Annotated in this window: 25 protein-coding genes and 1 pseudogene; 18 read left to right on the top strand and 8 right to left on the bottom strand. The window is 48.2% G+C overall.

Annotated elements, in window-relative coordinates; translation table 11 throughout:
- Positions 1-15 precede the first annotated feature (15 nt).
- Entirely contained in the window at positions 16-888 is an 873-nt protein-coding gene (locus PGL02S_RS20530; protein ID WP_231888050.1) for an AraC family transcriptional regulator, read from the bottom strand.
- Between the two features lie 193 nt (positions 889-1,081).
- Here PGL02S_RS20530 and PGL02S_RS20525 point away from each other — a divergent pair, with 193 nt between their 5' ends.
- The 6 genes and pseudogenes from PGL02S_RS20525 (at position 1,082) to PGL02S_RS20500 (ending at position 7,673) form a co-directional block, all read left to right on the top strand.
- A complete protein-coding gene (locus PGL02S_RS20525; protein ID WP_036638128.1) occupies positions 1,082-3,763 on the top strand; it encodes a glycoside hydrolase family 78 protein in 2,682 nt (893 codons plus the stop codon).
- 148 nt (positions 3,764-3,911) lie between these two features.
- A pseudogene (locus PGL02S_RS28885) lies at positions 3,912-4,025 on the top strand (ABC transporter ATP-binding protein); the annotation flags it as partial.
- A gap of 315 nt (positions 4,026-4,340) precedes the next feature.
- Positions 4,341-4,763, top strand: coding sequence for a cell wall hydrolase (locus PGL02S_RS20515; protein WP_006209773.1), 423 nt, complete (start codon positions 4,341-4,343; stop codon positions 4,761-4,763).
- A gap of 56 nt (positions 4,764-4,819) precedes the next feature.
- A complete protein-coding gene (gene gerQ, locus PGL02S_RS20510) occupies positions 4,820-5,254 on the top strand; it encodes a spore coat protein GerQ (protein ID WP_006209774.1) in 435 nt (144 codons plus the stop codon).
- Positions 5,255-5,693: 439 nt separating this feature from the next.
- Positions 5,694-7,013, top strand: coding sequence for a hemolysin family protein (locus PGL02S_RS20505; protein WP_036638134.1), 1,320 nt, complete (start codon positions 5,694-5,696; stop codon positions 7,011-7,013).
- Between the two features lie 30 nt (positions 7,014-7,043).
- The gene (locus PGL02S_RS20500) at positions 7,044-7,673 is read left to right on the top strand and encodes a hypothetical protein (RefSeq protein ID WP_235187324.1); all 630 of its coding nucleotides are present in this window, start codon (positions 7,044-7,046) and stop codon (positions 7,671-7,673) included.
- A gap of 70 nt (positions 7,674-7,743) precedes the next feature.
- Here PGL02S_RS20500 and PGL02S_RS20495 read toward each other — a convergent pair whose 3' ends face one another.
- The 4 genes from PGL02S_RS20495 to PGL02S_RS20480 form a co-directional block, all read right to left on the bottom strand.
- Complete coding sequence (locus tag PGL02S_RS20495; protein ID WP_006209776.1) at positions 7,744-8,562, bottom strand: DUF4367 domain-containing protein; 819 nt, start codon at positions 8,560-8,562, stop codon at positions 7,744-7,746.
- A complete protein-coding gene (locus PGL02S_RS20490) occupies positions 8,540-9,130 on the bottom strand; it encodes an RNA polymerase sigma factor (RefSeq protein WP_006209779.1) in 591 nt (196 codons plus the stop codon). The genes PGL02S_RS20495 and PGL02S_RS20490 overlap by 23 nt, the downstream gene beginning before the upstream one ends.
- A 373-nt stretch (positions 9,131-9,503) precedes the next feature.
- Entirely contained in the window at positions 9,504-10,733 is a 1,230-nt protein-coding gene (locus PGL02S_RS20485; RefSeq protein WP_036638136.1) for an aminopeptidase, read from the bottom strand.
- Positions 10,734-10,899: 166 nt separating this feature from the next.
- Positions 10,900-12,132, bottom strand: coding sequence for an aminopeptidase (locus PGL02S_RS20480; RefSeq protein ID WP_036638139.1), 1,233 nt, complete (start codon positions 12,130-12,132; stop codon positions 10,900-10,902).
- A 143-nt stretch (positions 12,133-12,275) separates the two neighbouring features.
- On the opposite strand from PGL02S_RS20480, the gene PGL02S_RS20475 reads away from it, so the two are divergent.
- Positions 12,276-12,551 (top strand): hypothetical protein, encoded by a 276-nt coding sequence (locus PGL02S_RS20475; protein WP_006209782.1) that lies wholly within the window; start codon positions 12,276-12,278, stop codon positions 12,549-12,551.
- A gap of 123 nt (positions 12,552-12,674) precedes the next feature.
- Here the strand turns inward: PGL02S_RS20475 and PGL02S_RS20470 are convergent, their stop codons facing one another.
- On the bottom strand, positions 12,675-14,027 hold the full coding sequence (locus tag PGL02S_RS20470; protein WP_036638141.1) for a TrkH family potassium uptake protein: 1,353 nt from the start codon (positions 14,025-14,027) through the stop codon (positions 12,675-12,677).
- A 79-nt stretch (positions 14,028-14,106) separates the two neighbouring features.
- Here PGL02S_RS20470 and PGL02S_RS20465 point away from each other — a divergent pair, with 79 nt between their 5' ends.
- The 7 genes from PGL02S_RS20465 to PGL02S_RS28320 all read left to right on the top strand — a co-directional run bounded on the left by PGL02S_RS20465 (position 14,107) and on the right by PGL02S_RS28320 (position 19,841).
- Positions 14,107-15,024, top strand: a complete 918-nt coding sequence (locus PGL02S_RS20465; protein ID WP_036638143.1) for a DMT family transporter — start codon at positions 14,107-14,109, stop codon at positions 15,022-15,024.
- Positions 15,025-15,142: 118 nt separating this feature from the next.
- The gene (locus PGL02S_RS20460) at positions 15,143-16,279 is read left to right on the top strand and encodes a zinc-dependent alcohol dehydrogenase (protein ID WP_036638146.1); all 1,137 of its coding nucleotides are present in this window, start codon (positions 15,143-15,145) and stop codon (positions 16,277-16,279) included.
- Positions 16,280-16,443: 164 nt separating this feature from the next.
- Entirely contained in the window at positions 16,444-17,169 is a 726-nt protein-coding gene (locus tag PGL02S_RS20455; RefSeq protein ID WP_006209785.1) for an AzlC family ABC transporter permease, read from the top strand.
- Positions 17,160-17,486 carry an AzlD domain-containing protein gene (locus PGL02S_RS20450; RefSeq protein ID WP_036638148.1) on the top strand — a complete coding sequence of 109 codons (327 nt, stop codon included), beginning with the start codon at positions 17,160-17,162 and terminating at the stop codon, positions 17,484-17,486. The genes PGL02S_RS20455 and PGL02S_RS20450 overlap by 10 nt, the downstream gene beginning before the upstream one ends.
- 222 nt (positions 17,487-17,708) lie before the next feature.
- Complete coding sequence (locus tag PGL02S_RS20445; RefSeq protein WP_036638150.1) at positions 17,709-18,422, top strand: glycosyltransferase family 2 protein; 714 nt, start codon at positions 17,709-17,711, stop codon at positions 18,420-18,422.
- An 11-nt stretch (positions 18,423-18,433) separates the two neighbouring features.
- On the top strand, positions 18,434-19,663 hold the full coding sequence (locus PGL02S_RS20440) for a glycosyltransferase family 4 protein (protein WP_036638225.1): 1,230 nt from the start codon (positions 18,434-18,436) through the stop codon (positions 19,661-19,663).
- Between the two features lie 13 nt (positions 19,664-19,676).
- Positions 19,677-19,841 (top strand): hypothetical protein, encoded by a 165-nt coding sequence (locus PGL02S_RS28320; protein ID WP_164481453.1) that lies wholly within the window; start codon positions 19,677-19,679, stop codon positions 19,839-19,841.
- A 94-nt stretch (positions 19,842-19,935) separates the two neighbouring features.
- Here the strand turns inward: PGL02S_RS28320 and PGL02S_RS20435 are convergent, their stop codons facing one another.
- Complete coding sequence (locus PGL02S_RS20435; protein ID WP_036638153.1) at positions 19,936-20,562, bottom strand: DUF1796 family putative cysteine peptidase; 627 nt, start codon at positions 20,560-20,562, stop codon at positions 19,936-19,938.
- A 192-nt stretch (positions 20,563-20,754) separates the two neighbouring features.
- Here PGL02S_RS20435 and PGL02S_RS20430 point away from each other — a divergent pair, with 192 nt between their 5' ends.
- Together PGL02S_RS20430 and PGL02S_RS20425 are read left to right on the top strand one after the other, a co-directional pair.
- Positions 20,755-21,090: a hypothetical protein gene (locus PGL02S_RS20430; RefSeq protein ID WP_006209790.1), complete on the top strand. Its 336-nt coding sequence runs from the start codon at positions 20,755-20,757 to the stop codon at positions 21,088-21,090.
- Between the two features lie 16 nt (positions 21,091-21,106).
- Positions 21,107-22,174 carry a glycosyltransferase family 4 protein gene (locus PGL02S_RS20425; RefSeq protein ID WP_036638154.1) on the top strand — a complete coding sequence of 356 codons (1,068 nt, stop codon included), beginning with the start codon at positions 21,107-21,109 and terminating at the stop codon, positions 22,172-22,174.
- Between the two features lie 106 nt (positions 22,175-22,280).
- Here the strand turns inward: PGL02S_RS20425 and PGL02S_RS20420 are convergent, their stop codons facing one another.
- Positions 22,281-23,198: an NAD-dependent epimerase/dehydratase family protein gene (locus PGL02S_RS20420; RefSeq protein WP_036638156.1), complete on the bottom strand. Its 918-nt coding sequence runs from the start codon at positions 23,196-23,198 to the stop codon at positions 22,281-22,283.
- A 176-nt stretch (positions 23,199-23,374) separates the two neighbouring features.
- Here PGL02S_RS20420 and PGL02S_RS20415 point away from each other — a divergent pair, with 176 nt between their 5' ends.
- Together PGL02S_RS20415 and bioB are read left to right on the top strand one after the other, a co-directional pair.
- On the top strand, positions 23,375-25,300 hold the full coding sequence (locus tag PGL02S_RS20415; RefSeq protein WP_036638158.1) for an LTA synthase family protein: 1,926 nt from the start codon (positions 23,375-23,377) through the stop codon (positions 25,298-25,300).
- Positions 25,301-25,500: 200 nt separating this feature from the next.
- The gene (gene bioB, locus PGL02S_RS20410; protein WP_036638160.1) at positions 25,501-26,496 is read left to right on the top strand and encodes a biotin synthase BioB; all 996 of its coding nucleotides are present in this window, start codon (positions 25,501-25,503) and stop codon (positions 26,494-26,496) included.
- Positions 26,497-26,590: the final 94 nt, after the last annotated feature.

Raw genomic sequence — 26,590 nt, 5'->3', positions numbered from 1 at the left:
GAGTTGGACCTCTGTTCAATCGATCCTGGTTTCACTGCGGTACTGACCCGGTGTGAGTCCGGTATTCCTTTTGAATACCGAGTTAAAGGAGTGAATGTCCTTATAACCTACCTTCTCGGCAATTGCACTGACTTTATCCGGGGTCGTTCGCAGCAGTTCCCGGCTCATCCGAACACGTACGGTCTGTAAGTAATGATGCCAGCTTTGAGCGGTATATCGGCGGAACAAGCGCTGCAGATGGCGTTCGCTGAATCCGCTGATATGCGCAAGAACCGTTAGCGAAAGCTCGTGCATGTAATGTCTCTCCACGTATTGAAGAACATCTTGAAATGAATGATGTTGAAGTTCTGAAGGCTTTGTATGCAAATGCTCGATTGCACGGCTGAATTCAATGACCAGCTGTAGAAGCAGAGTGTGCAAATAAACAGCTGACCCACGGATTGGCATGGCATTTTGTTCATAGAGGGAGTCGAACAGCTTCTCGAAACGGTCATGCTGGTCCATAATCGATTTGTACCCAAGAGAGCCGTCCTGCATTCGTTGCAGAAAGGATGCTGTATCGGAATCTGAAGCAAAGGCAATCAGCTTGGACAGCAGCTGTACAGAGAATATGCAGTTGTTCACAATGAGCGGCTTCCCGTTTGCAGAAGTAGGCCGGAATACGTGGGACACGCCGAGCGGTATATAGAAAATATGGCCTTTGCGGACTCGCTGCACCGTGTTCTCCAGATGATGAAAGCCTTCACCTTCCACAATATAAGCGATTTCCAAAAAATCATGGTTATGGTATGAGCCTGAAAAATTCTCCGCATTTCGATTCACGTACATCATGGTGTCATCCCGGAAAAAGTGATCCCCATAGTAGGTTTCCATCGGTCTTTTCATCATATATGCCCCTCCTGGACCATAACGGAAGAAAGTCCGTAATACCGCATGCACTTGTCCGTTATACCCATAATATTGAGATGATGTTCACTTATAATAATAGTTGAAATAGGCACGAATGTGGAATATTACATTCCGGCAGAAGTCCTATAACCAAGGTGTGTGCCATAAATATGAAGTGAACGGAGGCTTGATTATGTTTAAGGTGACGGACTTGCGGTGTGAGTATCAGCATAACCCGATAGGTATTGGAGAGAGATGTCCTCGAATAAGCTGGAGGCTGGATTCGGATGAAAGAGCGGTCAGCCAAACCGCTTATGAGATTGAGGTTTCGAATCTTCCAAATTTCTCTGAGCCTTACTGGACATCGGGAAAAGTGGCTTCATCACAATCGGTCCATGTTGAATTGGAGGAGCTGGATACAAAGTCTTGTAAGCGCTATAACTATCGCGTGCGCCTGTGGAATCAAGACGGGGAATTATCGGAATGGTCAGATATCGCATATTGGGAGACCGGTAAGCTGGAAGGGGAGCAGTGGGCAGGGAAATGGATATCTGCACCCTTATCGTTGCTGCCCACCGACTCCCCGCATCTGCCGCTCCTCCGCAAAAGCTTCCGACTGAATTCCTCCGTCAGGCAGGCACGAATATACGCAACGGCATTAGGGCTATATGAGCTGGAGCTTAACGGGCAGCGGGTGGGAGATCGTTATTTCACGCCTGGCTGGACCAGTTATGAGCATACGATTCAGACGCAAACCTATGATGTAACGGACATGTTAAGAGCGGAACAGAATGCGATTGGAGCATGGCTCGGAAATGGTTGGTACAAAGGGCAATTGGGCTGGCAGGAGAAGGGTGCCATCTATGGAGATCGACTAGCCTTGCTGTTAGAACTGCATATAACATACACGGATGGGAGCGAGGAGCTGATCACAACAGATTCAAGCTGGCAGTCAGCCAAAGGTCCGATTGTAATGTCAGAGATCTATCACGGCGAAACCTATGACGCCCGCCTGGAATTCGAGGGTTTCAGCACACCGGATTATATGTCTCGCGATTGGCATGGAGTGGAATCGCTGGAGCATGGTTATGACATGTTGAAGCCTCAGATTAACGAACCTGTAAGAGCAATCCAAACGGTACGGCCAACTGAGTGGCTGGTTACGCCTAAAGGCGAGATGGTCATTGATTTTGGACAAAACCTGGTTGGATGGGTCCGTTTCAGTCTTACGGGGACAGAAGGGGCTGTGGTGACGCTGGAACATGCCGAAATATTGGATAGCGAAGGGAATTTCTATACCGAGAATCTCCGAACGGCTAAACAAACCATCGGGTACACATTAAAGGGTGATGGCAAAGAAACCTATGAACCTCATTTTACATTCCAGGGCTTTCGGTATGTTCGATTATCCGGATTCACGGAGGAGCAGTTGGATCATGAAGCTTTTGAAGCCGTTGTGGTTCATTCGGATTTTGAAGAGACGGGGAACTTTGAGTGCTCCGAACCCTTGGTGAATCAATTGCAGAGCAACATCAGATGGGGGCTTAAGGGGAATTTCCTCGATGTACCCACGGATTGCCCGCAGCGTGACGAGCGTTTAGGCTGGACAGGAGATGCACAGATGTTTATTCAGACAGCATCCTATCTGTCCAATGTGGCCCCGTTTTTTACCAAATGGTTATCCGACTTGGCTGCAGAACAGCGTGACGATGGGGCGGTTCCCTTCGTTGTTCCTCATGTGCTCGGCAAGGGAGACTTCGCTTCGGCCGCTTGGGGGGATGCAGCGGTTATATGTCCCTGGACGATCTATGTGAGTTACGGTGATCAGCGAATATTGGAACGGCAATATGAGAGCATGAAGCGCTGGGTTGCCTACATTCAAGGCCAAGGGGAGAATGAATATCTGTGGAATACCGGCTTCCATTTTGGAGATTGGCTGGGACTGGATGCGAAATCGGGTGACTACGTAGGTGCCACAGAGCGGGATTTGATCGCATCGGCGTTTTATGCCTATTCGGTTGAATTGTTGCGTAAAACCGCAGTCGTATTGGGACAAAAAGAGGATGCGGCCGTGTATTCCAAACTGAAGGAGCAGGTGGTAGCCGCGTTTCGCAGCGAATTCGCGACCCCATCCGGACGCCTTGCGGCATCGACACAGACCGCGCATGTGCTTGCACTTATGTTCGGATTGCTGGATGAAGCGGCAGAGAAACGGGCAGCAGCCCGTCTTTACACTCTGCTGGAAGAGAGCAAGTTTCACTTGACGACAGGGTTTGTGGGCACTCCTTACATTAGTCATGTGTTAAGTCAGCAGGGCATGCATGACGCAGCTTATAAGCTGCTGCTCCAGCAGGACTATCCTTCATGGCTATATCCGGTCACCAAGGGCGCCACAACGATATGGGAGCATTGGGACGGCATTAAGGAAGATGGCAGCTTCTGGAGTCGCGACATGAATTCGTTTAATCATTATGCTTACGGTGCGATCGGCGATTGGCTGTATCGAACGGTTGCCGGAATCCAGACGGTGGAGGAAGCGCCGGGTTATAAACGAATCGTGATTGCTCCCGTGCCTGGCGAGGGATTGACGTGGGCAGCAGGAACGATCGATACGATGTATGGAAGGGTCCGGTCGTATTGGAGATTGGGCAATGCTGGGGACTTCCGGCTGGAGATAACCATTCCGCCCAATACAACAGCGGAAATCCGTCTGCCTGGTATTTTTGACGGAACGAGGGTAACGGAAGGCGATGGGACGCCACTGCTTGAAGCCAAGGGCGTTCATTCCGCTTGCGATGGCAAAGCCGGCGTTGTGATTCAAGCAGGATCTGGTCATTATCATTTCTGTTATAAATTCACCGGTCATTCCAGTTAGGGATGAATAAAAGTATGAATCTAAAGCTCTGTACCGCGCTGGATTGCGGCACAGAGCTTTTTTCTGTTCAGGAATAAATCATAGGATAGAGGATTAGGAAGTATGATACCCATAATGATATTAACAAAGGATGGGATCTGGATAGGGAACTAGCGGTCAAGTTATCGTTGACGGGAAGTCTATCTTCGATATGAAGGACGATGAGCTGACGGTCTTTCGGAGAAGGAAGATCGGGTTTGTATTTTCTAGTTTAGTTCCAATCAGCTCACGTTCCAGCATCTCGAGCCTACGAGGCTCTGCTTCATTTTTTTGTTCTTTCAAATACTTCTGATAAATCGCTTCAAAATCGGTCATGGTACTCCTCCTTCGGAAATAGGGCAAGATCACAAAAGAACGCCTCGAATCGATACGATGATTATAGTATTTAAAAGCATGCAAATAAATTAGGCATAAACCTATGACAACCTGTTGTTCACCCTCCAATGCACCATCAGAATATTTTTCTGCTGCTACTGTCACATTCATGGGCGAATGCACATACGATACAAAGTGATCTTAAGGAAGCGAGGGGAACTCTGTGGCAGTCATCAAAGCAAATTCGAATGATGTGGATCTTCTGGCAAGATTGCTCCGCGCAGAGGCAGAGGGTGAAGGCGAGCAAGGCATGCTCATGGTTGGGAATGTCGGCGTGAACCGGATACTGTCCAACTGCTTGGACTTTATGAACATCCGCAACATGAATGATATGGTGTTCCAGAACCCGGGAGGGTTTGAAGCAACACAAAAAGGCTATTTTTATCAAAGAGCCAGGGAGGCCGACCGGCGCCTAGCCCAAAGAGTTATCAATGGAGAGCGCACCTGGCCGGCAACCAATGCATTATGGTTTTTCCGTCCGGTAGGGGATTGCCCGCCTACCTGGTACAACCAGCAGAACACAGGCCGCTTTAAAGCACACTGCTTCTTCAGTCCAACATATGGCGATTGCCCGGCAGTTTATTGATCCACGTTGTACATCCGCATATTGCGGAAGATATACATTAAAGGAGGAAATTACTTATGTACTACAATCAAGGTGTGCCACCTGTGAACTTCATGAATGGAGTGCGTTATCCGGGAGTGCCTGGTCGCGGAACAGCAGGTTATACGGCCAACATTCCACCGGAGGTTCCAAGCGGAAGCCCGATCACTCCGGGAGGCACTGTAATGCCGGCCCCTCAATTCGAGCAGTCTTACGTTGAGAATATTCTCCGTTTGAACTTGGGCAAACAGGCTACCTTTTACATGACATATGAAAACAACTCGCAATGGAATGCAAAAGTGTTCACTGGCGTAATCGAAGCTGCTGGACGCGATCATATTGTCATTAGCGAACGTTCGACTGGACGCCGTATCATCCTGCTGATGGTGAACCTGGATTATGTCGTATTTGATGAGCCGCTTCATTACCAATATCCGGGTGTTATAGGCAACCCGCCGCCAACTTCAAGATAAGCCAACGGAAATACGAATAACCCTTGTTTACACCATGTAAACGGGGGTTATTTTATTTGGGCTCACCAGGCTAATATTCAGCGAAATGCGATTTTTGTCCTAGGGAGATGCGGGGATTCATAGTAATCTTTTAACATTTTGAATGTTTATTCATAGAATATATGAATTCACCGGAAATGAGGGTTAATGGCTGAGAATCAAATTATAGCTTGTAACAACGCTTATTAATGTCATAAGACAACGTTTGACTGTGTATCGTAGTACTATATAATTACTTATATAGCTTGATTACGACGGAATAAGATAAGGAGATGAGACCATTGGGAAGTTGATGCGTTGTCCGAACACGTTGTTATGCTTGATGGCACCACACATTTTTAATAACCGAAGGAGGTGTTCCTATTCGTCATAGCATGCTGTATGGCGGGTAGGAGATCGATTGAGTGACCCCTTACCGAGTTGGATAAGCTTAACCTTGGTATTGTTTCTCGTCCTGTTAAATGGATTCTTTGTATCAGCTGAATTAGCTTTTGTTAAGGTAAAAAGCAGTCGGATTGACGCTTTGGTTGAAGAAGGACATAGACGTGCAAAATTTGCACAGAACATACTGAAGAATCTGGACGGATATATATCCGCTTGCCAGTTTGGTATCACCATCGTGTCCATTGGACTTGGATGGATCGGCGAAAGAACCATATCCGCCATGATCACGCCTTGGTTCAACGGCATAGGATGGAGCAATACGGCTGTTCATACCGTTTCCTTCGTGATTGCATTTATCTTGATTGCACTCATGCACATCGTATTTGGTGCCATGGCACCTAAGACGGTGGCTGTTCGCAAAGCGGAACAAATCACGCTGCTGTCGGCAGGTCCGCTGAGAATATTTTATACCATCATGTTTCCATTTATCTGGTTTGCCAACGGTCTTTCTAATAACGTTCTCCGAATATTCCGGATGAAACCTGTGGTGGAGCGCAACGTTCACACCGAGGAGGAGCTTCGGGATATGATGAAAGAGAGCAGTGAGAGTGGGATGATGGATAATACGGACATGGTATTGGTGGACAACGTTTTTGAATTTGCCGATACCACCGCTAGGGAGATCATGATCCCAAGGACAGAGATGATCTGTTTATATAATAATCTTTCATTGGAAGAAAATCTGAAAATTGCAAGCGAGGGGATGCGAACCCGTTATCCGATCTGTGACGAAGACAAGGATCATATCGTTGGCTTTATTCACATCAAGGATCTGATGCGCGGTTACGTCCGTGACCAGCTTTCCCTGATTCGCCCGATTATTGCTGTTCCTGAATCCATCAAGATCAGCGAGCTGCTGCGAAGAATGCAGCGGAGCAAAACGCAAATTGCCATTCTGATCGATGAATACGGCGGGACTTCAGGCCTTGTAACGCTGGAGGACATCATGGAAGAAATCGTCGGAGAAATTCAAGATGAGTTTGACGAAGAGCGTCCGGGAATTGAGAAGGTGGGGGAGGATGAATACTCCATTGATGGATTGATGCTGATTGATGAAATTAATGACCAATTTGGTCTGAATGTGGATACAGAAGACTATGATACCATCGGTGGATGGCTGTCCTCACGTCTTGAGGTGCTGCTCCCGCATAAAGGTCAGTCTATCTTGTATGAGGACTATCACTTTGTGATTGAGGAGACCGAGAATAAACGAATCTCGCGCATTCGTCTGATCAGGCAAGAGCAGCAGCTGCTTCAGGAAGAAGCAGGCGCGTGAACTGGATATTAGAAGAAGCAACGACAAAATATGTCGTTGCTTCTTTTTATTTGCAGAAAAGTTTCAAAAATTATATCAAACCGTGAAGAATTAGATACTTTTGTGCTGACATCACGTGTTAAAATATGGATGTTCCTAATAATTAGAAAGAAAGGTGATGTTATGTCAAAAGTAGGCAGTTCTAAACGTATGGCTTCAACTCTTGCAGTCAGTGTTCTATTAAGCTTATCTCTGGCGGGAGGGGCTTACGCGGATTCCGCTACAGACATTGCACCAGGTGCCTTAACTACACCGCCACCAGTAGAAATGAATCTGAATTCTTCTTTTAACCTCTTAGCCAACAAGTACCTGATTAACTATTATTCAACAATTAGCAAGGTAAATAGTACCCAGGTAAGCCTTAACGGATTTACAGGAGCAGGACAAGCTGTAGATACAATTGGTATTAATTTTGTCCTACAGAGATGGACAGGGTCGGCTTGGATAGATACTGGAAGTGCTTATGAAAACGGTTCAAACAAAACTTCCCTCAGCGGTATTAAAAACTTCAGTGTTCAGGCAGGCTATTATTACCGGGGCAAGACCATTCACTGGATTAATGAGAATGGTACATATGAAGAAGCGACTTATTATACGAATTCTATATTAGCAGAGCAATAATTCCGGTATATAAAACAAAGAAGCGCACTTTTCTGAAGTGCGCTTCTTTAGTCTATCTGTGCATTTTGTTTCAATGTATGCTGTTTGCTATCTTAATTAATTCATCTCTTGAGAATAATCCGCTGATATTTACCAATATCTTGTCATTGTCATGCAAAAAACGGAGATTCGTTTCAGTCAGGTAGGCCACAGCTCCTGATTTCAGTGTCAGTGTCTCTGTCACTTTCCCTCCAAGGCCGATGGATCTTTCGGACGACATGTCAATGAGATCAATGTAAAATACCTTTTCATCTGTATTTTTGTAATGAAGATGCAGATCCAAGAGCGGCGCGGTCTCACTTTCCGCGATTCCTGTTGCCTCATAGAACTCAAAGCCTTTCGGGATATACCCAATTTGAGGTATCTTGAATAATACACGCTTTTGTGACTCAATGAGGGATTCATCAGAATCAGCAAATGGAATATCCTCAGTTTCGACCAATTCGGCTGGTGGTACTGGATCAGCGTTATTTGGTATAGGTGTTGCATCCGGTGGCGGGGCAGTAAGAGCTTTGCTTGGATCGACGGGCTCTTTCTTACCGAATATCTGGCCCGTTATGCCGTTGCCCCAATCCACGATTTGTTGGTAAATGGGCGACACGGCTTGTGTAACTGTTGGTTGAGAGAATATTAAAGCCCCAATTAACATGGATGCAGCAACGATACCGGAAAACTGTAATCTGCGTCGTTGTTGTTTTCGTTTGTTTAACTTCTCGACTTGTAATTTGACTTGCTGCCAAGATTGACGTTTCGATTCGTTGTCAGTGGGGAGTGAGGAACATGAAGCTGCACGATCAAAGGCTTCGTCAAAGGCCTCATCAAACCAATCATCGTATTTTTCGTTGCTCATCCAATTCACCCCACTCTCTATACAGCATTTTCTTTACGGACTCTCTCGCTCGGAACAAGCGCTGCTTGACGATCTCTTCGCGTGTATTCAGCAGCTCGGCGATTTCCCTGTACGTCAGACTGTGCTTCCACCGATATTCAATCAATAACCTGTATTCAGGCTTGAGTTTGTCGAGGTACTGCTCAATGGATTCCTCCAGCATATTCGACTCCACCTGGTGTTCCACGTTCGCGGAGGAGACCGCTACGTCCTCTTCATTAATAAAAACACTATCAACATCCACTTGGTTACGGTATTTTTTATTTTTTCTTAAATAATTCATGGTTGAGTTTTTAGCGACGACGCGCAGCCATCCCCGCATCTTGCTTTCCATTTCGAAGTTAGGCTTGCTTGTAATCACTTTTATAAAGGACTCCTGAATGATATCCTCAACAGCAGCATGATCCCGTACGACATACAATATTTGGCCATATACGAGATCATAAAATTCATAGTAAATTTCTTCCTGAATAGGTTCGCTCAAATCAGCGAAATCTGCTGCAAGGAGGAGCTGTAATCGGTTGGACACGCGATATTCCCCTCTCTGGTGTAACCATCCTATTTCTCTCATCATTTTACAACATATCAGATAAAAAAGCCCTACAATTTCAAATAACAGCAGACTCTGGTGATTGATGTTGGAGAAGTATGTAACGACGTATTCCTCAGGAATTCGACTCTTAAACAAATCGTCATTCTCGAGTAGGTTTGGGATATCTCAAGGGTACGCCCATCTCTTCATGATATGTTCGGTAATCTAAGGATATTAATCGAAATAGGATGCATCATTGCATGGAGGAGAAGCGTGTCGGCAGATAAAAATGACTGGAAAAACAGGACGCCCTCTGCTGGAGGACGTCCTGTAAGATCGAGTGAGGTATTTGAATGATGGCTAGTGCGGCTTACGCCCAGTTGCCATCGATGAATACAGGCTCTTCGGTGCCATCATGCGTGATTCCTGTGATGTTCAGCTCCTTGGAGCCCATCATGAAATCCACATGGGTAATGCTGGTGTTCAGTCCGCTGGCTTGCAGTTGATCAGACGTCATGGTTTTGCCGCCCTCGAGGTTGAAGGCGTATGCACTGCCGATAGCCAGGTGGCAGGAGGCATTCTCATCAAACAGCGTATTGTAATACAGGATACCGCTTTCCGAAATCGGGGAACGGTAGGGAACAAGGGCCACTTCGCCAAGATAATGGGAGCCCTCATCCATGGAGACGAGACGCGATAACGTATCTTCACCTTGCTCGGCAGAAAAATCGACAATGCGACCGTTCTCGAACGTAATCGAGAAATTGTCTATAATATTGCCTCCATAACTCAAAGGCTTTGTGCTGCGAACCGTGCCATTCACGCCGATTTTAAGAGGAGCCGTGAACACTTCCTCCGTTGGAATGTTGGCAACGAAGCGTTCGCCTTGCTCATTATGGCTGCCCGCTTGGGTCCAAATATGGCCTTCTGGCAGTTCAATCGTGAGGTCCGTTCCAGGTGAGGTAAAGCGAAGCTTATGATATTTCTTGGCATTAAGCTCGTCGGATTTCTGCTGGAGCGTATCAATATGCACCTCCCACGCGCTGATGGGGTCATCCAGATCTGCGCGTACCGCATGAAAGATCGCATCCCACATTTTGTCCACCTGCAGCTCCTTCGGAACATCAGGGAACACCTTGGCCGCCCAATCCGGAGAAGCAAAGGCAACGCCTGTCCAGCTCATTTTATCGGCTTGCTGATATTGACGGTACTTCGACATCGCAGCGCCATATGTACGTTGATGGTTGGAGATACGTTCAGGATCAATTCCGCTAAGCAGATCAGGGTTCGAGGAGAGGACCGTCAAGAATGCGGCTCCTTGCTCAGCGAGCTCCGTTACTTCCTCCGCGTAGTATTTCGGAGGTTCCAGAAATGCTTCATCCGGAGCCAACTCGTAACGTATTCGGCTGACGATCTCATCGCTATAGTTGACTTTCACTTGTTTGGCACCGATTTCATAGGCCTTCTTCACGATGAGGCGCACAAGCGGCGCAGCATCGATCATGGCGTTAACGACAAGAGTTTGCCCCGGCTGCACATTGGCACCGACTTTGACAGCGAGCTCGGCGTAACGCTCCAATTTTTGTTCAAAGCTTGACATACAAGGACCTCCATTTCTTTTATACTACCTTTAAGTAGCTTCATGCGCTTTCTTGATTATCGCACAATTTTTCCGTTTGTAAATCAACCTCAGGTCAATTAAAGGCAGGAAAAGTTTAAGAAAAGCAGCTACTTCGCATGAAATAGCTGCTTTGATCACGATATTCTTAAAATGCCCAGTTTCCTTTAAGGAATACCGGTTCTTCCTTACCCTCTGCCGTAACTCCGTAAATATCCATTTCGCCGGAGCCGATCATGAAGTCCACATGCGTCACGCTGGTATTGAGACCGCTTTGAATCAATTGCTCCTGATTCATCTCTTTACCTCCCTCTATGCAGAAGGCATAGGCACTGCCAAGCGCGAGGTGGTTGGAAGCATTCTCGTCAAACAACGTATTGTAATACAGAATGTTGGATTCGGAGATCGGAGATTGATGCGGCACAAGCGCCACTTCTCCAAGATAGCGGGCACCATCATCCATGTTCAGGAGACGCTCAAGGGTCTCGTACCCTTGCTCTGCTGTGAAGCTGACTACTTTACCGGCTTCAAACGTAAGAGAGAAGTTGTCCACGATATTGCCGGCGTAACTCAAAGGCTTCGTGCTGTGGACAGTACCGTTAACCCCCGTTTTGAGCGGTGCAGTAAATACTTCTTCTGTTGGCATATTAGCCACAAACGAATGGCCGCGTTCGTTGATGCTGTCACCCTGCGCCCAGATATGGCCTTCAGGCAGTTCAATGGTAAGGTCCGTTCCTGGCGCAATGTAGTGGAGCTTCTTGTATTTCTTGGCGTTCAGCACGGAAGATTTCGCTTCAAGCACCTCAAGATGCTGGTTCCAAGCCTCAACCGGATTAGCCTGATCCACGCGCACCGTGTGGAAAATCGCATCCCACAGCTTGCTGACCTGCTCCGATTCCGGTGCATCGGGAAATACCTTGGCAGCCCATGGCGCCGAAGGCACTGCAATCAGGCACCAGCTGAACTTGTCAGACTGCTGATAGGCGCGATATTGCTTCAGCGCTTCTCCGCGGGCCTTGTAGAAGTTTCCGATGCGTTCGGAATCAATGCCGCTGAGCAGATCCGGATTCTCCGCAAGGACGTGGAGGATAGCTGCACCGTTCTCCACCAATTCAGTCATTTCCCCGGCATACCACTTTGGTGCTTCCGTAAACACATCATCCGCTGCTTTTTCGAATTGAAGTCTGGTGACAGTTTCATCAGTCCATAGAATTTTCACCAGGCGGGCACCTGCTTCATAGGCCTTCTTGGCGATCAAGCGAGTGAACTCGGCAGTGTCAACAGGGGCATGAACCACCAAGGTTTGTCCTTCCTGTATGTTAACTCCAACCTTTACAGCCAACTCGGCATATTTGTCCAAGGATGTATTGAAATCGGACATTTGGAACCCTCCAATGAAATTTATTCTTTTCCACCATATTATACTAGATCAAGTTGCATAAGAAAAACAATAATCAGCGGCAATTAAAAGTGATATACTGAGTGTTGTGAGTTGTTCACAACGAAACGAAGGAGAGTGGAAACGTGTCACAAGTCCGAATCGAGCGTGCGGATATGAAACGGGATGAGAGCAATCAATTCGTGGGGTATACCGTATTTTCTATAGATGGACATGCAGCATCGTACGAGATTACATTCCTGAGCAAGAACGGCCGGGACTGGGATTACAGCCTGAATTTCGCAGGCGAGCCGGGAATCGAGGAGCAGTTTATGCAGCTTGATGAGCGGATCGAAACCGATGACGAGTTGTTTGATGATTTGCTGGATGCTGCGATCGATGCCAGCGAGTTCGGAGAATAAGAGCCGGTTCAATCGGATACTACTCAACATGAGATGAAAATGAAACAAACCGTGCACTCCCGGCAGATGAGGGAGCGTACGGTTTGTTTATATGTGCCGGCAAGAAGAGGGAATGCACACGGTTTAGCCGATCGTAATCCGGCCCTCCGGGTGACGGTACAGTTCTTTGTTGCTTTTGCGGCTAAGCGCGTAAGCCAGCGTAAGCGGACCGAGACGGCCCAGGAACATCAGCAAGGCGATAGTGATCTTGCCAATCGGCGACAATTCGGTTGTGAGACCCATGGATAAGCCGGCTGTTCCGAAGGCGGAGACGGCTTCGAACAGAATTCTTAAGAATTCACCGGATTCCGTCACGGATAGAAACATGGAAGCTCCTACCAACAGCAGCAGTGACAGTATCGTTAGCGTAATGGAGCGGTAGACCAGGGATTGCGAGATTCTGTTGCGGTAGAGAACAACATCACGTTTTCCCTGGATCATGGTAACCACTGCACCAATCAGGACCGCGAAGGTCGTCACCTTGATCCCGCCTCCTGTGGATCCAGGCGCAGCCCCGATGAACATCAGGAGGATCATGAAGAACTGTGACGACTGCTCCAGACTCGCGATGTCCAGGGTGCTGACGCCGCCGGAACGCGGGGTAATCGATTGGAAGATGGAGGCCATAATCTTGACCGGGTACGAGAGCGGGCCTAATGTCTTGGGATTGCTGTGCTCCAATAGAAAGATCATGACAGCTCCAATGACGATCAGCAGAGAGGTCACCGTCAGAACAACCTTGGAGTGAAGCGATATTTTTTTGGTTTTCGGGTACTCGATAAGATCAAAGATAACAATGAAGCCGATTCCCCCAAGGAAAATCAAGACAGCAATGATAATATTGACATAAGGATCCTCTACATAAGTGGCAAACCCGGAGAATGGCCCATGGATTTGGCCAAACAGATCAAAGCCAGCATTGTTGAATATGGATATGCTTTGGAATGTGCCAAAGTAAGCTGCATCGGAGAGCGGCATGATGGCAGAGAACCTGAATGTCAGCAGCAGAGCGCCTATGCCCTCTATAATCAGCGTATATACGAGGACTCTTCGAATGAGGTCCACAATGCCTTGAATTTGGTATTGTCCCATCGCTTCCTGAAGAATGATGCGTTCCCGCAGCGAGATTCTGCGATTGAACATCAATGCAATCCAGGTGGCAGAGGTCATAAAGCCTAATCCGCCCAGCTGAACTAGCATGAGCATGACAATTTGTCCAAAAACGGACCAATGGGTTCCCGTATCCACAACGGTTAATCCGGTCACGCTGATGGCGGAAACCGCTGTGAAGAGCGCATCAATCAGTGGTGTGGAGGTCCCGTCAGCTGTGGCGATGGGAAGCTTTAGCAGGATCGTCCCCACCAGCGTGATCGATGCAAAGCCGATCGCCAGAAACTTGGGCGGGGTCATTTGATTGCGCAGGTCTTTCTTTTTCATGCTAATTTTCCTTTTCCGAAAGTTTTAATTTTAAAATCATTTCTCTAATATAACACGAAAGGTGAATCATTTAACCATCATGAATTCAGAGAAACCGCCTATTCCCGTATTTATTCCTTTATTTATCGGCATTATCGCGATATCTTTCTCATCCATTTTTGTGAAATGGTCCAGCAGTCCGGTCTCTGTTCAAGCCATGTACAGACTCGTTATTACCGTTCTGATCATGCTGCCGTTTGCGGGAAAATATCTGCCCGCTGCGAAGTCATTGAAGCGCTCTGAAGTGCTGCTGCTAATCCTGTCAGGAGCCATGCTGGCATTGCACTTTTTGTTATGGATGGGCTCTTTAACATGGACAAGCGTTGCAAGCTCTACCATCATCCTGGCTCTGCAGCCCGTATTCGTGATGATTGGTGCCTACTTCTGGTTTAAGGAAAAAACATCACTCGCCGCAATCGGTGGCATGGCTATCGCGTTCCTTGGGGTGTTCCTGCTCATTGGCAGCAGCGGACTCAGCGGGAGTGCGGGGCATTTGACCGGTGATGTGATGTCTTTGCTGGGAACGGCAGCCGTTGCTGCACATATGCTGCTTGGGCAATTGCTGCTCAGACGGCTTCCGTCCTTTCTGTACAGCTGGCTTGTTTTTGTGGTAGCTGCTGTAATTCTGGCTGTCTATAACGTGGGCATGCATATTCCGCTGGCAGGGTATTCGGCGCGTGAGTGGGGAATATTTGCTCTATTGGCAGTCGTGCCGACCGTATTCGGTCATCTGTTGTTTAATTGGCTTATGAAATATGCCTCGGCCTCAACCGTATCGATGAGCGTTCTGGGTGAGCCTGTGGGGGCGAGTTTGCTCGCTTTCCTTCTGTTGAATGAATCGATGAGCACCCTGCAGGCAGGAGGGGGTGCCCTTGTACTGTTAGGGCTGGTGTTGTTCCTGAAGGTCGGAAAACCGAAAAAGGGGCCTGTGGAGGTACAACCCGAAGGGCTCGGATAGAGCTAGATTAATTTTTTCTATGGCCGAGTAGTTAGCCCGCAATTAGCGCACACTGAACATATCAATAACCCCAAATCCTGTAAGAAATGGATTTTGGATTGTAAAGGAGCATATGTGCGTGAAAGCAGTCACCTATCAAGGCAGACATCGTATCAAAGTGAAAGAGATGAAGGATCCGGCCCTGCACCGCAGCGACGATATACTGATCCGAGTCACAACGACAGCTATCTGCGGTTCTGACCTGCATTTATATAACGGTGAGATGAAGCAGCTTCATGATGATTACATTATCGGCCATGAGCCCATGGGAGTTGTGGTGGAAGCTGGCCCTGAGGTAAACAGAGTCAAGGTTGGGGACCGTGTCATTATTCCCTTTATCATCTCTTGCGGCAAATGCTTGTTCTGCCAGAATCAGATGGAGAGCCAGTGCGACTATGCTAATGATGCCAAGGATACCGGAGGTTTTTTTGGATATAGTGATGCATACGGCGGTTTCCAGGGAGCCCAAGCGGAGCTGATGCGTGTTCCATACGGAAATTTTATGCCCTTTATTATTCCGGAGGATGCCGATATGGAGGATGAAAAATTGCTCATGCTCTCCGATGCGCTGCCAACAGCCATCTGGAGTGTAGAGAACGGGGGAGTCAAGCCTGGCGACACGGTGGTTGTTCTAGGCTGCGGTCCGATCGGGCTGTTAACGCAAAAGTTTGCTTGGTTAAAGGGAGCGAAACGGGTCATTGCAATTGATCATGTAGATTACAGGCTGGCGCATGCAAAACGAACTAACCAGGTGGAAACCTATAATTTCGAAAAAATACCCGAAATTGAAGAATATATTAGAGAAATCACACATGGTGGAGCCGATGTTGTCATTGATTGTGTGGGGCTGGATGCCAAAAGAACCCCTATCGAAATGCTGGGCAGCATGCTCAGGCTGCAGGGCGGCTCTCTTGGAGCTTTCAACATGGCTGTCAGGATGGTTCGCAAGTTCGGGACGATCCAGCTGACCGGCGTATATGGGCTTGTCTATAATGCATTTCCGCTCGGCGAGCTGTTCGAAAGGAATATTACGTTAAAAATGGGACTGGCGCCCGTCATTCATTATATGCCCAAGCTGTATCAAATACTGAAGGAGGGGACGGTCGATCCTTCGGATATCATCACGCACCGGTTTCCGATGGAAAAGGCTGCCCATGGCTATGACATCTTCAATGAGCGGAAGGATGGCTGTATTAAAATCATTTTGAAGCCTTGACCGCTTGAAAATTCAATCATCACATTGTGCGTTCCGGAAGATTTGTTGCACTTCCGGGGCGCTTTTTTAATGGGTAAATGGCATATTTGGCGTTGACAAGGAAGGAGGATGTATTCATAGTAATTAAAAGTAGAATCGGAGAGTAAGAGAGGAATCGGACCAAGATGGACACCAAGTCAGAACAGCTTCCTTCGCATATGGAGGGAAATTCGTATCTTCAAGGCTTTAAGGATTGTATTCCTACCCTGCTAGGCTATTTGAGCATAGGCTTTGCTGCAGGTGTAGTTGAGCGGACTGCAGGCTTCAGCCTGCTCGAAATCGCGTTAATCTCGCTCCTGCTCTATGCCGGCTCCGGTCAATTTATCGCGGCAGGAATGCTGGCGGCAGCAAGCCCGGTGATCTCGATCATCATCACGATTTTCTTCGTGAATGCCAGGCATCTGCTGTTAAGCGCAGCGATCGCCCCGTACTTTAAAGGTCTCTCCACCGGAAAGAGTTTCTTTATCGGCTCCCTGCTGACTGACGAGACATTCGGTGTTGCTGCCGCCAAGGCGACCGAGCAGAAAAGACTGGGTTATCAATGGATGGTGGGCTTAAATATTACAGCCTATCTGTTCTGGTGTGCGGCTAACGTTGCAGGGGGGCTCGTCGGCGAGTGGATACCGGACCCGGAGCAGTTTGGTCTGGATTTTGCTTTGCCGGGTATGTTTATCGGGCTGCTGGCACTGCAATGGCTCAGCCGCAAAAAATATAAATTGGACTTCATGGTCGTTATCATTGCGGTCATTGCAGTAGTGGCCTTCAGCACGATGATGCCGGGAAGCGCAGCAGTCATTGCCGCTATCCTGGTTGCGGCTACAGCGGGGATGGTGATGGAACGATGGAAATAAGATGGCATATTTCAGCTCTGATTATCGGCTGTGCGGTGGTTACCCTTATTCCAAGAGTTCTGCCGCTTATGATTCTCAGCAAGCTGCGGATTCCGGATATGATGATAAGATGGCTGGATCATGTGCCAATCGCAGTCATGGGCGCCCTGTTGGCCCAGGAACTGCTCGTATCGGACGGGCGTGTCGACCCTGCCGGTCACTTGCTTGAGCTGATTGCGGCTGTTCCCGCCTTCCTTACAGCTTTTCTAACGAAAAGTCTGTTTGCTACGGTCATTGTGGGTATTCTGACTTTGATTGGGCTGCGCATATTGATTTGAATTAAGTGAAGCATGGTTTATAAGCTGCTCTCTAGCCAACCGGCGGGGGACAGCTTATTTTGGTTGTCAAATTTCCCTGCTTCATGTGCCTTCTGCCTGTTATTTGGTCAAATGTCAGGGGACAGGGGTCCGTGCGGAATGCGTAAACAATGCATATGGTGTACTAACCCATGATGTGTATTGAGATCACATATCAAGATAGGCAGAAGGAGGAGACAGGGGATGATGCCGACGGTTACGATAGTCATACCTTTCTATAACTGCCAGTATATACAGCAAGCTTTGGAAAGTGCGGTACAACAAACGTACCCTGCTGTGGAAATCATTGTGGTGGATGATGGGTCAACGCAATATTCCAATCTGATCGCACCCTATAAGAACAGAGTCTACTATATGGGCAAGAGTAATGGCGGTACAGCCAGCGCATTGAATCATGCCATTTTGCATGCTTCGGGCCAATATATCGCCTGGCTCAGTTCGGATGATCGTTTTGTTCCTCAGAAGATTGAAAGACAGATGGCGTTTATGCTGAGCAGGGGTCTCGACATCAGTTTCACTGGTTTCTCAGTCATTAATGAGCACAATCGGGTGACAAGACCGTACGAGGGGATTCCAATGGCGAACAATGCGGATTTGGCCCGTCAACTGGTCTATTCCAATCCGATTAATGGATGCACCGTCATTATGAAGAAAGACCGGCTTCACAGGGTAGGGCTGTTCAATGCGCAGCTTCCCTACACACATGATTACGATCTCTGGATTCGGCTGTTGATGAACGGGGCTTCGTTCGGATTTCTGCCAGATATGCTTACGATGTACCGTGTGCATTCCCAGATGGGCACCATTCGGCATAAAGCAACGATTGCCCGGGAATATGAGATGGTAAAAAATAATTATCGTCACGTACTTGAGCACTTGGCTCAGCATGGCGGTTAATGGGGGATACCATGAAAATACTGCTAGCAACTCACTGGTTAATCCCTCATGTCGGCGGAGTATGGAACTTCATGGAACAGCTCAAGAACCGTTTGGAACAATTAGGTCATGAAGTGGATCTGCTCGGTAACAGTCCGGATTACAAAAAAATCCATATTGTCAATCGGGGGAAGGAACTGGCCAAGGAAGCATTGCTTCCTATGCTGGAGTCGAAGCTTAACTCGCAAACGGCTCCGGGATTGAATCAGCATTATGCAATCCGCCATTACGAGCTTGAGCGTTATTGCATGGAGCTGGCTGCTGCTTATTTCGGGCTGCAGCAGTACGATATTATCCATACACAGGATAGCTTCTCGACACGTTCCTTGGGCCGGGTGAAACCGGGGCGGACACCGCTCGTATCCCACGTACATGGCTCTGTGGCGCGAGAAATGATGGATCACTTCCGCAACAACCCCTCGAAAGGTGTCGATGAAAGAAGCCCGGCGTGGCGCTATTTTCCTGCGCTTGAATATCATGCTGCCATGTCTTCGGATCTGACCATTGCAGCCAACCATTGGTCCAAGAACATTCTCATGACCGATTGCGGTGTACCCGACCATCGAATTACGGTGTTTCAGTATGGGCTCGATGCTGCGGCCTTTCAAGCAAAATATAATGCCGGAACACCACTACGGCGGCCGCCGGGCAAGAAGGTGATTATCTGTCCTGCCCGATTGGTATACGTGAAGGGGGTCCATGTCCTGCTCGATTCCCTGGCCGTTCTGAAGCAGATGCGAAGCGATTGGGTTTGCTGGATCGTCGGGGATGGCGGTATGCGGGAGCAACTGGAGGAGCAGACGGTAAGAGCCTCACTGCAGCATGACGTGTTTTTTCTTGGCGAGCACAACAATGTCCCCGGCTTACTGGCGCAAGCGGATATTTTTGCACACACTTGCATTCAGGATAACCAGCCCTTCTCGGTCATGGAAGCACAAATGGCAGGTCTGCCAAGCGTTGTATCCACGGCCGGAGGGTTGCCGGAAATGGTGACTCACGGTTACACAGGTTTGATCGCACCGGTTGGGGATGCGGTAAGTACGGCAAAACAGCTGAGTCTGCTGTTGGAGCGGGAGGATTACCGAAAATTTCTTGGTCAGAATGCGAAGGCATTCGCTCAAGATCATTGGTCCATGGATCTGATGGTCCAAAGGACGCTGAACGTATATTACGGTGCTATAGCTCAGAAATCATCTGTATGAAAAGGGGGAGCCCATGAATCAGCAAGCATTTTCCGTGATGAGCGATTTGTACAACCGAATTTTTGTCAACCAGATCTCAAATCCGGAGATTCTGGTCGACTATGCGGTATGGAATCGGATTCTTCAATCGCTGCCGAAAGATTACAAGCTGCCGGATGAGCCCGTAACGTACATTTAAATCCTGATGTAAAATGGCAGGCCAAGGGATTATCTTGGCCTGCCATTTAGCTGTACTTGAGCTGGCTCGACATCCATATCGAAGTTTCATTCATTTAGGTCAAATACATGCCTTGGAACAAATAGGTCCAGCGATAACGGTTGCTGATCCAAATATCAATATCCGGCATTTTCACAGCACACACATGCTCTATGTTCCAGTCCGCCATTTCGATCTCTTTCACGGGCTCATGATTGACAGCAAGCACATGAAAAGGCCCGACACAGATCTGCTTCAGGGAATCTACCAGCTCCTTGATATCTTCATAGCTGGAATCGGTCCGAATAAAGAGGATTCGACCTCCGCTTTCCAGTGTCTGCAGAAATCTGGCGATCCTCCGGTCATATTTTACCTTGATCTCAGGATAAGCTGCCAGATGGGGAGGGAAGTTGTTAACCACGTGAAAATCATGATTCAGATATAGATCGTACTCTCGATCCCATACATTGTACAGCTCATCATTGGCCTGGCTAACCGTGTGGAGGTTCGGATAAACCAGCATGCCTTGAAACCGGTTGCGAAGCATCCTTGAAATTTGGGGCAGCACCGGGGTGCCCATCCAATCGATTGGCCCGGCAAATTTTCGCAGCCCGTGTTCTCTTAACTCAATGCCCGGCAAACAATTATTTCCCAGACTGAATATGGCATGATAGGGTCCCTTGATATCCTGCAGGCTCAACATCTATTGTCACCGTCCCTTTCTTTCGGATCACTTCCACATACTATTAAATGCGAATCCGTAAGAAGCGGCTTGGACCGTGGAGTCAAGAAATACACAATTGGATGATCGTCACTATGGATATGCCCTTACCTGATCAGAAGTAGTTACATAACCTGATATTAATGATGCTGCAATTGCCTGGGAGGGAATGAAATGTCCATCTATCGTTTAGATGCAGTGGAGTACGGCCATATTGATGCGCGATATATACAGTCCGTGGATCTCACGATAACCAATGCAGGGGCAGAAGAATTTGATGTCCTTATTCACGGATATCACCTATACGGGGTCTATTATGTTGGCCTCGTTCATGTCGGGGCAGGTTCGACGGTCTTTGTGCCCAATATCACGAACCATAATACCGCATTCAGCCTGCTGCTCGTGACCAACATTAACTACACTCACTCCACGCTGATTACCGTCCATGCCAAGAACCAGGGACAGCTTGTAGCCGTCTACTCAAATTCTGATTTTCAAGCCATCGAATAATGGGGAGGGGTACGACATGAAGGTGCTGTTCGTCTACTACGTGCCAAGCGGGGGCGTTGAAACATTAAACAGACAGCGATGCCGTGCACTTCGACTTGCCGGGATCGAGGCGCATTGTCTGTATTATGCCTGGGGATCTGGCATGCAGAATGCCGCTGATTTCCCGATCTATGTAACCCGCAATGATATTGAAATCAAGCATATTCTGGATTCCAACGACTTTGACGTCATTGTCGTGACAACAGATCATGCGAGCTTCCCGCGGCTTCGAATGCTGGGCTTCAAAGGGAAATTCGTGCTGGAAATCCAGGGTTATGGACCTAAGAGTGTTGCCCACGCACAACTTACACAGGCAGCGCCGTACGTCAACGAGCATGCCGCTGCGCTGCTGAATCCCAACACCCCTCATATTGCTGCGTTATTCCAGGAGCTGTATCCGCATAAGCCGCAATTTAATTTCAACAATTGTTTTGACAGCCAGGAGTTCACGTACAGACCCTATCCAAGGTCTGCAAGCCCAATTATGGCATGGCTAGGGCGGATTGAGGATAACAAGAACTGGCGCGAATTTCTTCATATCGGTCATCAGCTTAAACAGCATGTACCGGATCTGCAAATGTGGATGTTCGAGGATATTCAACTCAGCCAGCCGCTAGAGCGTGAACAGTTTCTCTCGCTTATCGAAGAGTTGGACCTGTCGGATCGGTTAACTCTTCGATCCAACGTACCGCATGCAGAGATGCCCTACTATTATTCCGTCATTGGCGATTCCGGCGGATTTCTATGCTGCACCTCGAAGGTGGAAGGCGCGCCGTATTCGGTTCTTGAAGCGATGAGCTGCCGCTGTCCGGTGCTGACAACCGATTCGGATGGGGTATCGACATCGGTGTATCACAATTCGACAGGCAAGTTCTATGTGCTGGGAGATATTCAGCATGCTGTTGCCGAAGCGCTGGTGCTAATGAATGATCGTTCCCTGCGCGAACAGATTCGAAGTCATGCCAAGGGACACGTCGAACAGAATTTCAACCCGCATAGCTATGCGATCCATTTTGCGGGTCTGCTTCAATCGATTGGCATGTGATCCTTCAAGCCGCATGCGCCAAAAATGCACGAAAAACAGCCTAATTGCCCCTGCTTGCAAGGGAATAAGGCTGTTTTTCGTATGAATGCAAAAGTCGCTTGCTGCCCTAGGATGTACGCAGCCAGTGACGGTAGGTTTCTGCAATCCCTTGTTCCAGACTATATAACGGATTCCACGCCAAGAGCTCCCGGGTCCTGTCGTTGTTGAGGCAGCTGTGCAGAATGTCCCCGTTCTTTGCAGGCATATAATTTACATCGATAGGATCAGGATGCAACCTGCCGATGACATCGACAAGCGTGTTGATGGTACGGCCGCTGCCAGTGCTTACATGGAGCACATGCTGATCGCCTTGATGGATGGAAGCGAGATTGGCTTCCACGACATCTTTTACATAAATGAAATCCCGGGTTTGCTGACCGTCGCCATAGATCTGAAGGGGAATGCCTTGGCGAAGACGATTTCCAAATACCGCCACTACGCCGCCTTCACCCTTAGCGGTCTGGCCTGGACCGTAGACATTCCCAAACCGAAGGATGGTGTACTTCAGTCCGAAGAATTGGTGATAGAGACGAATATACTGTTCGCCTGTAATCTTCGATTGTGCGTAGAATGAGATGGGAGAGACCGGATCATCCTCTGTCAGTTGAGGTTTCTCCAAATCCCCATATACGCCTGAAGTTGAAGCAAATACAATTTTACGTACGCCTGCCTTACGGCAAGCTTCAAGTATGTTTATGGTGCCCATGATATTGGCATCCGCATCCAGCGGAGGCTCTTTGATCGATCGCTGCACATCGGCCTGGGCCGCCAGATGAAATACGACGTCCGGTTTAAGCACGGAGATATACGCTGTTGTCTGCTGACTGTTCACGTCGGCCACATGCAAAATTGCCTCGCTATGAAGGCGACCTGGGTCTCCGGTTGTCAGATTATCAATAACATGGACCTCATAGCCTTGGTTCACGAGTCCATTCACCAGATGAGAGCCGATAAAGCCCGCTCCGCCGGTCACAACCATCTTCATGGATTATACCTCCAGCCTTTTGATTGGGATGCTTTATCCTACGTGACACTGGGGATTCATGCATTGGACAATTGACGGGGGTAGCCGAGGAATGGGCGGATTAGATTGGCGTTTACATTCCTGTTATAATGAAAGCTGTCAATTAACATTACATTTACAAAAAGAGGGAATGCAGCATGGAACGTAGCCTTGAGCAAAGGTTGAAGTTAAGTACACTCGTGTTTATAACGCTCTTATTGAAGCTGATCCTGCTAAGGGTATTTCTATTTAACGGGGTTGCCTGGGGGAAGGTGCTTACCGATGCGCTGTCAGTGCTGGCACTGATCAGCTTAGTGGAGCTGATTCTGCCGCTAAGAGGCAAGAAAACGGTATACATCGTCCTGAATGTGGTCCTGTCTTTCATGATGTTTGCTTCCGCTGTTTACAACGTTCACTTTGGTTCCATACCAACGTATACCGCGCTCGCGGGCATTGGTCAGGTGAACCAGGTAAGAGCCAGCATAACAGCGCTGCTTGAGCCGGAGCACTTTCTGTTCTTTCTGGATTTGGTCGTGCTCTTGATCATATGGGCGGTCAAAAAAGTCCGTTCACGTGCAAGAAGAGGACTGCATTTCGGTGGAGAACGTTCTTACTCGGCATTATATGCTTCGCGGGGACTAGGTAGGAAATGGCGACTTTCAATGGTCGCTGTCCTTATCATAGCGGTCGTGTTGTCCGGATTCATCATTCGAAAGGAATGGGGAATCGAGAATGAAATCGTTCGAGCAGAGCAAATGGGATTCATGAATTACCAGGTGTCCGCTGTTGTGCGGAACTCACAGGAGAATCGTGCGCTGGCGGAAGGGAACTTGCAGGATACTATACTGAGAGCCCAACAGCTGCAAGCGACCTATCCATACGTTAAGCAGGTGAAGGACAAGCCGGATTATTTCGGTGCGGCCAAGGGTAAAAATCTGATCATCGTTCAGATGGAGTCTCTTCAGAACTTCCCGATTGGTCAATCTCTGAACGGGCAAGAGCTGACGCCGGTAATGAATCAGCTTGTCGATAGCGGCTTTTATTTCCCGCATGTCTTTCAGCAGATTGGACAAGGCAATACATCAGACGCCGAATTTGCAGTGAATACTTCGATTTATCCGACGGGTACGACGGCGATGTCTACCGGGTTCGGGAACAAGGAGCTGCCGGGACTGCCAAGGACCCTGAACGAGCATGGGTATGATACCGGCACTTTTCATGTGAATGACGTGAAGTTCTGGGATCGAAGCAAAATGTATCCGGCACTTGATTTTCAGCATTACTATGACAAGCCCTATTTCACGAATGATTATTATAATGAATTCGGGCCTTCGGATGAAGAGTTGTTCCGCGTAGGGGTCGAGAAGCTGCTGGAGAATGAGCAGCAGAACAAGCCGACATATGCCCACTACATTACGGTGTCGAATCATTCTCCATACAACGTCAAGGATGAATTCGCGAAGATGACGCTGCCTGCAGAGCTGGAAGGAACTCATCTTGGCAATTACCTGAAGTCGGTGAACTACTCCGATTATGCGCTGGGAACGCTGGTTGACCGTCTGCAGCAAAATGGAGTGTGGGATGACACCGTGCTGGTTGTGTATGGGGATCACTTCGGTATCAATCCGGCTGAAGCGGATGCCAATCTCATTTCTTCAACGCTGGGTATTCCTTACCATGAGCGGGTCAGCCGGTTTAACATCCCGCTTATCATGCATGTTCCCGGCATGGATGAAGGTCAGGTCATAGATCAGGTAGGCGGACAAGTCGATATTCTGCCAACCGTGGCGAACCTGCTGGGCATATCGCTTGATCAAGAGGGCTTTACAGCCTTCGGGCAGGACTTGCTGAATGTAGATCGCAACGTGATTGGCATGCGTTACTATTTGCCAACGGGATCTTTCTTCAACAATGAGATCCTGTTTGTACCCGGGGATGGATTTGAGGATGGAACGGCGGTTTCTTTGAAAACGCTGGAGCCGGTTGCGGATATTACGCCTTACCGCAGCGATTATGATTATATTCTCCACTTAATGAAGCTGTCTGATGAGTATGTGAAGATGCTGCCTAAGCGGGCACCCTGATACGAATCAGAATGGATAACGAGGTAGAGGATTGTTTCATCAGCCCTGTGACGGGCTGGCGAAGCAGTCCTTTTTTTACATGAGGAGAGGCTTCCATCTTGATTGTTGTGTTCCGGGATCTGTGATATTATTACTCATATTGTTAACCTATAATTAATAATTTTTGGTTGACAATGAAAACGGAGAGGGGGCCTAATCATATGATTACTCAAATTCATCGTGATTGGCTGAAATTATCTGATCAAGTTATACAAGGATACGAAGTTACTCCGGAGGAAGCGCGTGCTATTCTGCAGAGCGAGGATCAGGAACTGCTGTCTGTTATGCAGGCTGCGTATCGCATCCGGCGGGAGTACTATGGCAATAAGGTTAAGCTGAATATGATTGTGAATGCCAAATCCGGTCTGTGCCCTGAAGATTGCGGATACTGCTCCCAGTCCATCGTATCAGAAGCGCCGATTGAAAAGTACGCATGGCTTACCAAAGAAAAGATTCTTGAAGGTGCCCGTGAATCGATTCGCCGAAAGGCCGGAACCTATTGCATCGTTGCTTCTGGGCGCCGTCCTTCCAACCGGGAGATTGAGCATGTCATTGAAGCGGTGAAGGAGATTACACAGACGACCAGTCTGAAGGTCTGCTGCTGCCTGGGCTTTTTGAATGAGGTGCATGCTCAGAAGCTTGCGGATGCCGGGGTGCATCGATATAATCATAATCTGAATACTTCTAAAGATAACTATGAACATATTACAACCACGCATACATATGATGATCGACTGAACACGGTGAAGCAGGCAAGCACTTCCGGCATGTCCCCATGCTCGGGAGCCATTTTTGGAATGGGAGAGAGCCTGGAAGAACGGGTGGAGATTGCGTTTGCTCTAAAATCGCTCGGGGCGGATTCCATCCCGTGCAATTTTCTGAACGCAATCGACGGGACTCCCCTTGAAGGACGCAAGGAACTGACACCCATGATGTGTTTAAAGATTCTAGCTATGATGAGATTTGTTAATCCGACGAAGGAGATCCGGATCGCGGGCGGGCGCGAGGTTAATCTGCGCTCCTTGCAGCCGCTCGGTCTTTATGCAGCGAATTCTATATTCATCGGTGATTATTTGACGACAGAAGGGCAGGCTCATACGGCAGACTGGGGATTGATTGAAGACTTGGGTTTTGAAATAGAAGAGTGTGCATTGTAATCATGTATTGACTTTTATTCAGGCAGCACATACTATATACCCGTGGGGGTAAGATTTTCAGATTTTGTTGGGTTTCACCCACCATGCATCAAGA

The sequence above is a fragment of the Paenibacillus glucanolyticus NBRC 15330 genome, assembly GCF_004000885.1.
Lineage (GTDB): Bacteria > Bacillota > Bacilli > Paenibacillales > Paenibacillaceae > Paenibacillus_AQ > Paenibacillus_AQ glucanolyticus.
Note: the sequence above shows the minus strand (reverse complement) of the source record. Positions and strands in the feature narration are given on the sequence as shown.